The following is a 12886-nucleotide window of genomic DNA, read 5'->3' as shown; positions in this document are numbered from 1 at the left end:
ACCGCATCCCCCCGAATGGATCGCGGTCGAAAGTTAGACCGCGATCACATTATTGACCGCTGCCGGTGCAGGGATTCTGAACGGCGGACGCGCTCAGAACAGCAGCGCGGCCATCGAACGGCGGTAGCGACCGACCAGCGCGGCGTCGTCGATGACCTTGAAGGCATCGATCAGCAGTCTGCGCGGCAGGTTGTCACTGTAGCTGCCGTCTTTCCGCAACATGGCCAGGAACTGCTCCAGCGCGGCTTCGTCTTCACCGCCCAGCAGCTGCTGCACGCCGCGCAGGTGGCGGGCCTGCAGGTCGCCGCCATCGGCCGCGATGCGGGCGTCCAGCTGCTCCGGTGCCGGGGCGTCCTGCAGGGCCTTGGCGAAATCCAGGCGGGCGCGGGCGCGCACGGCACGGTCGTCGGTGGACAGGTTCGCCGGCAGCGCATCGATCAATGCGCTGGCTTCGGTGGTGCCGCCGGTCTGCAGCAGGGCCAGGGCCAGGTCGAGCTTGAGCTCCTCCTTGTCCGGCTCGGCGGCGATGCCGGCGCGCAGCACGTCCACGCGGGCCTGCGGGTCCAGGGGTGCGGGCTCATCAGCCGCAGCTTCCGGAGCTTCGGCGGGGCTGATGCCGTGCTGGGTGAGGAACTCGCGCAGCTGGCCTTCGGGGATCGCACCGGGGAAGCCATCCACCAGCTGGCCGCCCTTGACCAGGAACACGGTGGGCACCGAGCGGATCTGGAAGGCCGCCGCGATCTGCTGCTCCTTGTCCACGTCGACCTTGGCCAGCTCGAACGCGCCGTTGTACTCGCCGGCCAGCTTTTCCAGCATCGGGCCCAGGGTCTTGCAGGGCTCGCACCAGGTGGCCCAGAAATCGACCAGTACCGGGGTCTGCAGCGACTTCTGCAGCACCTGTGCTTCGAAGGTTTCGGTGGTGGCGTCAAAGACGTGGGGCAGTTCGCTCATGGTCGGAAGATCAACGATAAAGATGTACGCAGTGTATGGTGCCGGCGATATCGAGAAGCAACCCCAATCGGTCGGCGTTGCCCTATAGGAGATGGCGCCACGCTGGCGGAGAATGGCCGCATGAAGACACTGCAACGTTTCGATCCACTGCTGGGCGCCCTGGCTGCGGTGCTGTTCCTGGCCTCGGTGCTGGGCTTTGGCGCGCTACTGCCGGGCTACCTGCCACTGGGGCACCCGGTGGCGCTGCTGGGTGCGACCGGGGTGCCGCACGCGGTGGCCTTCGACCTGCTTGGCTTCGTGTTGCCCGGGCTGCTGGCCGCGGTGGTGGCCGTGCGCCTGCTGGCGCGGGTGCCGGTCACCGCGCCGTGGACGATGCGGGTGGGCGGGCAGATGCTGGTGTTGTCCGGGCTGGCCTTCGCCGCGATGGGCGTGCTGCCGTTGGATCCCACCGACATCCAGAGCCCGGCCAGCCAGTTCCACGCCAGCGCGTGGATGGTCTGGGTGCTGGCGTTCGTGCCGGGCGCACTGATGGCCGGCTTCGGGGCGCGGCGCCTGCCGGGCTGGGGGCGGCTGGCGGCACTGCACGTGTCTGCGGGGCTGGCCGTACTGGTGGGTGCCTTCGTGCTGCAGGCGGTCATTCCGGCGCCGGTGGCGCAGCGCGTCGCCTTCGTTGCCTGGGCGGTGTGGCTGGCGGCGGCGCTGCCAGTGGCCAGCAGGGTCCGCCACGACTGAACTGGCGGATTCGGCCGCAATCCACGCGGGTGCGCGCGCGGGATGACCGTTGTAGATAATCTGGAAATGGGTAATTCCTTGATTTATCAACGGGATGCCATTCCAGTCCTGTATTCGTAGCGTCGATGATTGGAGCCCTTTGCCGCACTGCGGTACGCTGTGCCGCTTTGCCGCCGCAACTGTGTTTTCCATGACCAGCGTCGAACCCAACGTATACGATCCGCAGCAGGTTGAATCCGCCGCCCAGAAGTTCTGGGACGCCACGCGCGCCTTCGAGGTGAACGAGGCCTCGGACAAGCCGAAGTACTACTGCCTGTCGATGCTGCCGTACCCGTCGGGCGCGCTGCACATGGGCCATGTGCGCAACTACACCATTGGCGATGTGATCAGCCGCTACAAGCGGATGACCGGGCACAACGTGCTGCAGCCGATGGGGTGGGATGCGTTCGGCCTGCCGGCCGAGAACGCGGCGATCAAGAACAAGACCGCGCCGGCCAAGTGGACCTACGCCAACATCGAACACATGCGTGGGCAGTTCAAGTCGATGGGCTACGCGATCGACTGGTCGCGCGAGTTCGCCACCTGCACACCCGAATACTACGTGCACGAACAGCGCATGTTCACCCGGCTGATGCGCAAGGGCCTGGCCTACCGCCGCAACGCGGTGGTGAACTGGGACCCGGTCGACCAGACCGTGCTGGCCAACGAGCAGGTCATTGACGGCCGTGGCTGGCGCTCCGGCGCGCTGGTGGAGAAGCGCGAGATTCCGCAGTGGTTCCTGCGCATCACCGATTACGCCCAGGAACTGCTGGACGGCCTGGATGAACTGCCGGGCTGGCCGGAATCGGTCAAGACCATGCAGCGCAACTGGATCGGCCGCTCCGAAGGGCTGGAGATCCAGTTCGACGTGCGCGATGCCGACGGCAGCGCGCTGGACTCGGTGCGCGTGTTCACCACCCGCCCGGACACGGTGATGGGCGTGACCTTCGTGTCGATCGCAGGCGAGCATCCGCTGGCCCTGCATGCGGCGAAGTCGAACCCGGCGCTGGCCGCGCTGCTGGCCGAGATGAAGCAGGGCGGCGTGTCCGAGGCTGAGCTGGAAACCCAGGAAAAGCGCGGCATGGACACCGGCCTGCGCGCGGTGCACCCGGTCACCGGCGCCCAGGTGCCGGTGTGGGTGGCCAACTTCGTGCTGATGGGCTACGGCACCGGCGCGGTCATGGCCGTTCCCGGGCACGACCAGCGCGACTTCGAATTCGCCAACAAGTACGACCTGCCGATCCGCCAGGTCATCGCGCTGAAGTCGCCGCGCAAGGACGAAACCGCCTACGACCCGCGCAACTGGCAGGACTGGTACGGCGACAAGACCCGCGAGACCGAGCTGGTCAATTCCGACGAATTCGATGGCCTGGATTTCCAGGGCGCTTTCGAGGCGCTGGCTGAACGCTTCGAGCGCAAGGCCCAGGGCCAGCGCCGGGTGAACTACCGCCTGCGCGACTGGGGCGTGAGCCGCCAGCGTTACTGGGGTTGCCCGATTCCGGTGATCTACTGCCCCAAGTGCGGCGCGTTGCCGGTGCCGGAAGAGCAGCTGCCGGTGGTACTGCCGGAAGACGTCAACTTCGTCGGTACGGGTTCGCCGATCAAGGCCGATCCGGAATGGCGCAAGACCACCTGCCCCGATTGCGGTGGCGCGGCCGAGCGCGAGACCGATACCTTCGATACCTTCATGGAGTCGAGCTGGTACTACGCCCGCTACACTTCTCCGGGTGCCCGTGACGCGGTGGACAAGCGGGGCAACTACTGGCTGCCGGTGGACCAGTACATCGGCGGCATCGAACACGCGATCCTGCACCTGATGTACTTCCGTTTCTTCCACAAGCTGCTGCGCGATGCGCGCATGGTGGACAGCAACGAACCGGCACAGAACCTGCTGTGCCAGGGCATGGTCATCGCCGATACCTACTTCCGCCAGAACCCGGACGGGTCCAAGGACTGGATCAACCCGGCCGACGTGGACGTGCGGCGCGACGAGCGTGGCCGCGTCACCGGCGCGGTGCTGATCGCCGATGGCCAGCCGGTGGAGATCGGCGGCACCGAGAAGATGTCCAAGTCCAAGAACAATGGCGTGGACCCGCAGGCCATGGTGAGCCGCTACGGCGCCGACACCGTGCGCCTGTTCTCGATGTTCGCCGCACCGCCGGAACAGTCGCTGGAGTGGAACGAAGCGGGTGTGGACGGCATGGCGCGCTTCCTGCGCCGGCTGTGGACGCAGGTGCAGAAGCATGCGGACGAGGGGATTGCCCCGGCGCTGGACCTGGCGGCGCTGACCGCCGAACAGAAGGCGCTGCGCCGCAAGACCCACGAAACCATCGGTAAGGTCGGCGACGACTACGGCCGCCGCCACAGCTTCAACACCGCCATCGCCGCGGTGATGGAGCTGATGAACGCGCTGGCCAGGTTCGATGACGGCTCCGACCAGGGCCGTGCGGTCCGCCAGGAAGCGCTGCAGGCCACCGTGCTGCTGCTCAACCCGATCACCCCGCATGCCAGCCATGCGTTGTGGCAGCTGCTGGGCCATGGCGAAACGCTGCTGGAAGACCAGCCGTTCCCGCAGGCCGATGCCGGCGCGCTGGTGCGTGATGCGGTGACTCTGGCGGTGCAGGTCAATGGCAAGCTGCGTGGCACCATCGAGGTGGCTGCCGATGCCGCGCGCGACCAGATCGAGGCACTGGGCCTGGCCGAGCCGAATGCGGCGAAGTTCCTGGACGGACTGACCGTGCGCAAGATCATCATCGTGCCGGGCAAGATCGTGAACATCGTGGCGGGGTAAGCCCCGCTCTACGTGCTTCGTTCACGCAGGGTCGGGCATCGTATCGGCATCCAATTTTCTGTTGCCGGCTTCGCCCGGCTCCTCCAGACTGTGAACATGACCCGATTCCTGCTTGCCCTTGTTCTTACCGCTACCCTCGCCGGCTGTGGCTTCCACCTGCGCAACAAGCTGATGCTGCCGGCCGATACGGCGGCGGTGAAGGTGGTCTCCACGGCGCCCTACAGCGAACTGGCCAAGCTGCTCCGGCGTGGCCTGCAGGCATCGGGCGCGACGCTTGCCGACGCCGACAGCAAGGAACCGGCCGCGCAGCTGCAGGTGTTGTCCGAGCGTTGGGGCGACCTGCCCATCGCGATCGATGCCCAGGGCCGCGCACAGGAGTTCAGCCTGCGCTACGCTGTGATCTTCGTGTTCCGTCGCGAAGACGGCAGCGACCTGGTCCCGCAGCAGGTCATCGAGCTGTCGCGCGACTATGTCTCGCCGCCGACCGATTCCACCGGTACTACCACCGAACGCGAGATCCTGGCCGACGAACTGCGCCGTGAGATGTCGGCGTCGATCATGCGCCGCATCGACAGCGTGGTACGTGCCGAGCTGGAGCGCGGGCGGCTCAACCCGCCGGCCAAGCCGACCGCCGATCCGGCAGCGGCGCCTGCCGGCGTGCCGTCGACCACGCCTCCGGCCGCAGTGCCGGCCGTCAAGCCGCCGCAGGGCGGCTGACCGGCCCGCCTGGCGGACCGGCCGCACGATGGAACTGCGCCCCGAACAGCTTGCCAGCCAGCCGGCCGGCCAGGCCCTGGCGCCGGTGTACCTGATTGCCGGGCCGGAAACGCTGCGCGTGCTGGAAGCGGCCGATGCGGTGCGTGCTCGGGCCCGCGCCGACGGCATCAGCGAACGCGAAGTGTTCGATGCCGACGGCCGCGATTTCGACTGGAACCAGCTCGACGCCACCTTCAATGCCCCCAGCCTGTTCAGTGCGCGCCGGCTGGTGGAGCTGCGCCTGCCGACCGGCAAGCCGGGCAAGGAGGGTGGGGAGGTCATCAGCCAGTTCTGCGCCAACCCGGCGCCGGACGTGATCCTGCTGATCACCTGCAACGAATGGAGCAAGGCGCACCAGGGCAAGTGGGCCGAGGCGGTGAGCCGCGTCGGCGTGCTGTCGGTGGCCTGGGCGATCAAGCCGCACGAGCTGCCGGACTGGATCGAACGCCGCCTGCGCCAGCAGGGCCTGCGCGCGGACCCGGCCGCCGTGCAGCGGCTGGCCGAGCGGGTGGAGGGCAACCTGCTGGCGGCCGCGCAGGAAATCGACAAGCTGGCGCTGCTGGCCAGTGGCCAGACCCTGAATGTGGACACCATGGAATCGCTGGTGGCCGACGCCGCCCGCTACGACGTGTTCCGCCTGCTGGAAGCCACGTTCTCCGGGCAACCGGCGGCGGTGCTGCGCATGCTGGCCGGGCTGCGCGGCGAAGGCGAGGCGGTGGCCGCGCTGATGCCGATGGTGATCCGCGAGATGCTGTCCACCGCCGCGCTGGCCAGGGTGCAGGTGCGCGGTGGCAACCTGGCGGCCGAAATGAAGAGCCGCGGCATCTGGGAATCGCGCCAGGCGCCGTTCAAACGCGCGCTGCAGCGGCACCCGGAAGCCAAACGCTGGGAGCGCTTCGTCGCTGAGGCCGGGCTGGTGGACCGCATGGCCAAGGGGCGCGCCGACGGCGATGCCTGGCTGGGCCTGGAGCGGCTGCTGGTGGCCGTGGCCGAAGCGCGCGCGGTACGCCTGCTCGCGCGCGCCTGAGCCCCGTGGGCCTGCGCATCCATTACGGTGGAACCTTCGACCCCGTGCACCTGGGGCACCTGGCCATCGCGCGGGCGGCGCGCGACCAGTTGCAGGTCGCGGTGCGCCTGCTGCCGGCGGCCGATCCGCCGCACCGGCAGGCCCCCGGTGCGAATGCCGCCCAGCGGGCGGAGATGCTGGCGCTGGCGATCGGCGATGAGCCGGGACTGCTGCTGGACCGGCGCGAGCTGGAACGCGCCCAGCGCCAGCCGGCGACCCCTTCCTACACCGTCGACACGCTGCGCGAGCTGCGTGCCGAGTTGGGCCCGCGCCAGCCCATCGCCTGGCTGGTAGGCGCCGACAGCCTGCTGGGCCTGCCCAGCTGGCACCAGTGGGAGGACCTGTTCGAGCTGGCGCACTTCATCGTGGCCGACCGCCCGGGAAGCTCGCTGGAGCAGGCCCTGCCGGCCCCGCTGCAGCAGACGCTGGAGGGGCGTTGGGCAGACACCGACAAGGCGCTGTTCAGCGCCCCCGCAGGGCGCGTGTTGCGCCTGCACGCCCCCCTGCGCAACGAATCCGCCACGGCCGTGCGGGAGCGGATCGCCGCCGACGGGGACTGGCGCGGGCTCCTGCCACCGCCGGTCGCCGATTACATCGCCCGCCATGGCCTGTACGGGGTCCCTACGCCGTGAACACGTTCAGCTCCTCCGCCCCGTATAATCGGCCCCACATTTATCGAGTCTCCCTGCTTTGAGCGACCAAGCCCAGCCCCAGACCATCAAGGTCACCATGCCGAACCCGGCACCGTCCACCCAGCAGCTGCTGGAGTGCGTGCGCCAGGCCACCGAAGAACTGAAGGCCAGGGACGTGGTCGAGATCGACGTGATCGGCAAGTCCAGCGTCACCGATTTCATGGTGATCGCCTCGGGCACCTCCAGCCGCCACGTCAAGTCGATTGCCGACGAAGTGGTCAAGTTCGCCAAGAACCTCGGCATGATGCCGCTGGGCGTGGAAGGCGAGCGCGAAGCCGAGTGGGTGCTGGTTGACCTGGGCGACGTGCTGGTGCATGTGATGCTGCCGCGCGTGCGCGAGTTCTACGCGCTGGAGCGCCTGTGGACGGTGGGCGACCAGCCGCCGAGCCTGCTCGACGAGGGCGACGAAGAAGACGACTACGCTGCGCGCTGAGCGTTGCGCACGTGGTGACGACAACGGCGCCGGGTGGCGCCGTTGTCATTTGAAGGAGCATGACGATGAAAGCCAGGCTGATCGCCACCGGTGAACGCGCGCCCAGCTGGGTGGCGCAGGGTTTTGCCGAGTACCAGAAGCGGCTCTCGCACTGGTTGCCGTTCGAGCTGGTGGAAATCGAGCCGGGCCTGCGTGGCAAGGGACGCGATGCGCGTCGCGCCACCGAGGACGAAGGCAAGCGGGTGATCGCCGCGCTGCCCAAGAACGCGTATGTGGTGGCGCTGGATGTACCGGGGAAGCAACTCAGCTCCGAGCAGCTGGCGCAGCGCCTGGAGCACTGGCGCGGGCAGGGCAGGGACCTGGCGTTCCTGATTGGCGGCCCGGAAGGGCATTCGCCGGAGGTATCGGCGCTGGCCGACGAGAAGTGGTCGATCGGCCCGCTCACCCTGCCGCACATGCTGGTGCGGCTGGTGGTGGCCGAACAGCTGTATCGCGCAGCGGCGATGCTGGCCAACCATCCGTATCACCGCGCGTGAAGAAATTCTGCGCAGACGGGTTACAAGCTGCGAAAAACTGGTTACAATTTGCACCCCGCCCGAATAGCTCAGCCGGTTAGAGCACTTGACTGTTAATCAGGGGGTCGTTGGTTCGAGTCCAACTTCGGGCGCCAAGTTTTAACAGCCTCGCAGCGATGCGAGGCTTTTTTTTGCTTGTGACCCATGAACGAAGAAGCCCGGGCAATGCCCGGGCTTTTCGTTTCACACCAGCATGGATCAGTTGAAGGTGTACTTCGCACCCACCGTGAAGTAACGGCCGATCGCGCCACTGAAGTGCAGCGGGTTGTAGTTCACCCCGCCGTAGGTGGTCGGGTCGAGCGGGGCGGTGCGGTCGAACACGTTCTGCACCGAGGCGTTCAGTTCGAATGCGTCGGTGATGTTGTAGCGACCGGACAGGTCGAACGTGGTGAACGAGGAGATCTTCTCCACCGGCGTGCCATCGGCATAGAACGCGAGGTAATCGCCACCGCGGCGGTCCTTGTTCTCCAGGCTGCTGATGTAGTTGACCACGCCGCTCACGCTCCACGCATCCTGCTTCCAGGTGGTGCCGAAGTTGATGCGGTCTTCGGGCGTGCCGATGCAGTTGGTCACGTCGCAGTTGCCGTGCGTGCCCACGTAATCGACCGTGTTGTCACCTTCAGTGCGTTCGAACTTCAGCACGTGGCTCCACTGCAGGTCCATCTCCAGCTGGCCCGGGCCGACGTCGAAGGTCTGGCGGATATCGGTATCGATACCGCGCACCCGCGACGAGTTGGCGTTCACGTAGGCGGTATTCACCGCCAGGATGGTGCCGGTGCCGGGAATGCCGTTGATCAGGTCGGTGTCGCGCAGCACGCTGCCCGCTGCGATCGCGTCGGCGGTGCTGCCCTGCGCGATCTCATTGGTGCGCTTGATTTCCCATGCATCCACCGTCAATGACGTGGTCGAGGTCGGCTGCAGCACGATGCCGAACGAGTAGCTCTTGGACTCTTCCGGTTTCAGGTCCGGGTTCGGGCTGGTGATGATGGCCACCGGGCGCGCGCCGCAGTTGGTGGTCACATCCGCCGGCGGGCTGGCCGCGCAACGCACGGGATCACGTGCCGTGGAGAACGCCGCCAGGCCGCCGTCGCCGTTCTCGGCAGGATTCGGCGCGCGGAAGCCTTCCGCGTAGGTGGCACGCAGTGCCACCCAGTCCACCGGGGTCCACTTCACGCCGAACTTCGGGGTGGCCTTGCCTTCGCCGCTCTCATATTTGTCGTAACGCACGGCGCCCGACAACTCCAGCTGCTCCAGCACCGGCGCGGAAAGTTCCACGTAGCCGGCGTACACGTTCTGGGTGCCGTCATAGGCCGAGTAGCCCAGGCCGATGATGTCGCCCACGTCGGTATAGGTCTGCGGGGTCAGGCTGTTGCTGGTCTTGCGCCATTCGGTACCGATCGCCAGGCCGAGCGGGCCGCCCTTGAGGTCCATCAGGCTGCGCGAAACGGTGAAGTCGAACATGTCCAGGCTGGATTTGGCGTTGGCCTGGATCTGCGGCGAAATATAGTCGTACAGCGCCTGCGAGTTCTGCCCGGCGTTGTCGCCGATGCGCCAGGTCCCACCCGCGCAGGCCGGGTCGCCCAGCGCGCATTGCACGGCGCTGTAGCGCAGGAAGCCGTCACGCTTGTTGACCAGGTTGGTGCTCGAATGCAGGTAGGCCGTGTCGTAGCCCCACTCGCCCCAGTTGCCCTTGGTGCCAACCAGGAAGCGGGTGAACTCATTGGTGTTGGTGGTCACGCGCGGGCCGACGTCCCAGGCCGAATAGCGCAGGCGCGAGGCCTGGCCCGGGATCGGGTTGTCGGGATGGGTCGGCCCCAGCACGACCGCACCCGGGCCGCTGCTGGCGTTGACCGGGCCGCCGGGATAGCCCCAGCTGCCGGACACGCCGGACGGCGTGTTGCTGAAGACCGTTTCCTTCTTGGAGTACCCGATCTCGGTGTAGATCTCGCCGCCTTCGCCGTATGCAAAGCTGGCGCGGCCGAATACGTTGACGTATTCCTCCTTCGGGCTCAGGTCGCGGAACTGCTGGGCTGCATCGTACAGACAGCCGTCTTCGGCGATCGAGGCATCGGTCTGGCCCGGGATGTTGGTCACGGACTGGCAGCCCGGCAGCGGTACCAGGAAGGCCGGGTTGTCGGCATCCACGTTGCGGTCGTCGAACACCGAACCGTTCGGGCCGGCGCCGCCGCTGGTGGCGCCGTTAAGGAATGCGCCGCTGAGGAACTGCGCGTCGGAGGCGGCGATGCCCCAGCGGCGCAGGTCACCGGTACCGATCCACTTGCGGTCCTTGCGGTCGCTGATCTTGATCGCATCGGTCTTGCCGACGTCCAGGCTGAAGAAGGCGTTCCAGCCGTCTTCGACGAGGTCACCGGTACCGGCGGTCAAGGTCGCCTTTTTGGCGTCGCCGTCGCTGTCGCCGGACAGGCCGTACGAACCGCGCAGGATCACGCCTTCGAAATCGCTGCGCAGGATGATGTTGACCACGCCGGCGATGGCGTCGGAGCCGTAGATCGCCGACGCGCCATCCTTGAGCACTTCCACACGCTCGACTGCGTCCAGCGGGATGGTGCTCAGGTCGGTGAAGACCTTCTGGCCGTCATCGGCCAGGCCGTAGGTGGCCATGCGGCGACCGTTCAACAGCACCAGCGTGGAGCCGGCACCCAGGCCGCGCAGCGAGATGCCCGCGCCGCCGCCGGCAAAGCCGTTGCCGAAGGTCTTGGGAATGGAGCCGGCGCCGTCGGAGGTGAGCGTCTGCAGGTACTCGGCCACGGTGGTCTTGCCGCTGCGGTCGATGTCCTGGCGCGTCACTACCTGCACGGGCGAGGGGGTTTCAGTGTTGGTGCGGGGAATATTCGACCCGGTGACCGTGATGCGGTCCAGGTTGGTGGCCTGGTCCTGGGCCAGGGCCGAGGAGGAGGCGAAGGCGCCGGCCAGCAGCAGCACGCCGCCAGCAAGGGCCGAAGAAATGGAGTGGGCAAGCGGATTGCGACGGTTGCCGCTGTAGCGTTGTTGGATCGGGTGTTTCACAGCTTCTCTCCTGACTGGACAACCTGGGGTCTGGGCTGGGGCGCCGTCAACGGATTGACGCGTCGGCGCCAATCTAGGTTTCCAACAGGTGACGTAAACGTGAAAAATTGCTTAATTCGCGCAATTGGTGACGGCGGTCAAAGAAGTGCGGGGCCCCGGGTTCGGGACCCCGCATCCCTGACGTTACTGCGGCAGCGAGAAGCTCACCGGGACCAGACCCACGGCCGGCACGGCCTGCCCGTTGACCTGGGCCGGCACGAAGCGCCAGTTGCGCAGCACCTGCTGCCGCGCAGCATGGTCCAGCGCCCGCGAACCACTGCTGCGTTCGATGGAGACGGAGGTCGGCTTGCCGTCGGCGTCGACCTGCACCCGCAGGGTGACCGTCCCCTGCTCCCCGGCCCGGATGGCGGCGATGGGGTAGCTCGGCGGCGGTGCGGTGCGGTACTGCAGCTGCGCGCCGTCACCGGAGGCCGCCGGCGTCGGCTCGACCGGCGCCAGGGTCGGCGTCTGTACGTCGCTGGCGGCCAGAGGCGGCACGGCCAGTACGTCGTCTGCGCTGGCGGTGGGCAGCGGCAGCGGGGCCACGCGCGGGGTGGTGGTCGGCGCACGCACCGGCACCGGTTCCTGCGGGGGGATCGGCAGCGGCGGCTCCGGTTGCGGCACCGGCGGGGTGATCAGGTTCACCACCGTGCGTTCGCGTGGCAGCGGGGCGGCCACATAGGCGGCGGGAATCAGCAGCAGCATCAGGGCGAGCAGGTGCAGGGCCAGCGCGGTACTCCAGCCAAGCACGCGCGGGACGTCGATTTGCAGCGGGACCACCGGGGGATGCGTACGGACCATGCTCCACTCTCCTTGCCAGATGTGCGTGCGGGAACATCAACGTGCAGGGGCCGGGGCCCCGCAATGACAGCAATACCGCAGCCCGGCGCGGGCCGGAAGGCAGGGGTGGCGTGGGTGTTTGGCTGCCGGTCAGGAACACAGCGGACCAACGGTCCGCTGCTACCGGGCGGGCTCACCGGCCCAGGTCGAACACTGGGCGGGCTTACCGACCCAGGTCGAACACCACGTCCAGGTTGACCGACACCGTCGATTCGCCCGGCGAAACCGGGGTGGAAACATCGGCAGCCATCGGCGCGGCTGCGGCGCGCATCATCACCGGCCGGAAGTTGCCGCCGCCGCTTTCGGAGATGCTGACGATACGGCGCACGCGCAGGCCCAGCGACTTGGCGTACGTCTCGGCGCGGGCCTGGGCCTTCTTCAGTGCGGCCAGGCGGGCTTCGTCATAGACCGGTTCGGGCTGGTCGATCTCGAACTGCGGGCCGTTGATCTGGTTGGCGCCCTGTGCGGCCAGCGCGTCGAGTACCTTGCCCAGCTTGGCGATGTCGCGCACCTTCAGGCTGACGGTATTGCTGGCCTGGTACCCGGTGATCTTCGGCGCTTCATTTTCGGCGTAGCGGTACTGCGGGCTGAGGTTGACCCCGCTGGTCTGCACGTCGCGCTCGGCGATGCCGGCGGCCTTGATCGCGGCCAGCACCTTGACCATCTGTTCGGCGTTCTGGCGCATGGCCGTGTTGCCATCGGTGGCCTGGGTGACCACGCCGGCCGACAGCGTGGCCACGTCGGGCACGCGGCGGGCTTCGGCGTTGGCCGAGATGTTGAGCAGGGTGCTGTCGGCGGGGACGGCGATGGCAGGCGGGGTCTGGGCGTGGGCGGTCATCGAGGTTCCCAGGGCAAGGGACAGGGCAAGCAGCAGCGGGGACAGGGTCGGGCGGCGCATATGCATCTCCATGTGAAGGCGTTGAGGTTGGTGTCGGAGCGATGAAC

General features: G+C 67.6%; 11 protein-coding genes and 1 tRNA gene. 8 read left to right on the top strand and 4 right to left on the bottom strand.

Annotated elements, in window-relative coordinates:
• Positions 1-93 precede the first annotated feature (93 nt).
• Positions 94-951, bottom strand: coding sequence for a thioredoxin (trxA, locus tag BAY15_RS13605; RefSeq protein ID WP_068853552.1), 858 nt, complete (start codon positions 949-951; stop codon positions 94-96).
• Positions 952-1071: 120 nt separating this feature from the next.
• Between trxA and BAY15_RS13600 the strand changes: the two genes are divergently transcribed.
• From BAY15_RS13600 to BAY15_RS13565, 8 genes are all read left to right on the top strand, one after another.
• On the top strand, positions 1072-1683 hold the full coding sequence (locus tag BAY15_RS13600) for a DUF998 domain-containing protein (RefSeq protein ID WP_068853551.1): 612 nt from the start codon (positions 1072-1074) through the stop codon (positions 1681-1683).
• Positions 1684-1873: 190 nt separating this feature from the next.
• Positions 1874-4513 carry a leucine--tRNA ligase gene (gene leuS, locus BAY15_RS13595; protein ID WP_068853550.1) on the top strand — a complete coding sequence of 880 codons (2640 nt, stop codon included), beginning with the start codon at positions 1874-1876 and terminating at the stop codon, positions 4511-4513.
• Positions 4514-4609: 96 nt separating this feature from the next.
• Complete coding sequence (lptE, locus tag BAY15_RS13590) at positions 4610-5230, top strand: LPS assembly lipoprotein LptE (RefSeq protein ID WP_068853549.1); 621 nt, start codon at positions 4610-4612, stop codon at positions 5228-5230.
• Between the two features lie 28 nt (positions 5231-5258).
• Complete coding sequence (gene holA / locus BAY15_RS13585; RefSeq protein WP_068853548.1) at positions 5259-6296, top strand: DNA polymerase III subunit delta; 1038 nt, start codon at positions 5259-5261, stop codon at positions 6294-6296.
• A gap of 5 nt (positions 6297-6301) precedes the next feature.
• Positions 6302-6967 carry a nicotinate-nucleotide adenylyltransferase gene (nadD, locus tag BAY15_RS13580; RefSeq protein ID WP_068853547.1) on the top strand — a complete coding sequence of 222 codons (666 nt, stop codon included), beginning with the start codon at positions 6302-6304 and terminating at the stop codon, positions 6965-6967.
• 97 nt (positions 6968-7064) lie between these two features.
• Positions 7065-7460, top strand: coding sequence for a ribosome silencing factor (rsfS, locus tag BAY15_RS13575; protein WP_068854726.1), 396 nt, complete (start codon positions 7065-7067; stop codon positions 7458-7460).
• Between the two features lie 65 nt (positions 7461-7525).
• Complete coding sequence (gene rlmH, locus BAY15_RS13570) at positions 7526-7996, top strand: 23S rRNA (pseudouridine(1915)-N(3))-methyltransferase RlmH (protein WP_068853546.1); 471 nt, start codon at positions 7526-7528, stop codon at positions 7994-7996.
• Positions 7997-8053: 57 nt separating this feature from the next.
• Positions 8054-8130 (top strand) — tRNA-Asn (locus tag BAY15_RS13565).
• A gap of 103 nt (positions 8131-8233) precedes the next feature.
• Here BAY15_RS13565 and BAY15_RS13560 read toward each other — a convergent pair.
• The 3 genes from BAY15_RS13560 to BAY15_RS13550 all read right to left on the bottom strand — a co-directional run bounded on the left by BAY15_RS13560 (position 8234) and on the right by BAY15_RS13550 (position 12839).
• Positions 8234-11062, bottom strand: a complete 2829-nt coding sequence (locus tag BAY15_RS13560; protein WP_068853545.1) for a TonB-dependent receptor — start codon at positions 11060-11062, stop codon at positions 8234-8236.
• 183 nt (positions 11063-11245) lie between these two features.
• A complete protein-coding gene (locus tag BAY15_RS13555) occupies positions 11246-11902 on the bottom strand; it encodes an energy transducer TonB (protein ID WP_068853544.1) in 657 nt (218 codons plus the stop codon).
• A 202-nt stretch (positions 11903-12104) separates the two neighbouring features.
• A complete protein-coding gene (locus tag BAY15_RS13550) occupies positions 12105-12839 on the bottom strand; it encodes an SIMPL domain-containing protein (protein ID WP_068853543.1) in 735 nt (244 codons plus the stop codon).
• Positions 12840-12886: the final 47 nt, after the last annotated feature.

Source organism: Stenotrophomonas rhizophila (assembly GCF_001704155.1).
Classification (GTDB): domain Bacteria; phylum Pseudomonadota; class Gammaproteobacteria; order Xanthomonadales; family Xanthomonadaceae; genus Stenotrophomonas; species Stenotrophomonas rhizophila_A.
This window is presented reverse-complemented; position numbering and strand designations above follow the sequence as displayed.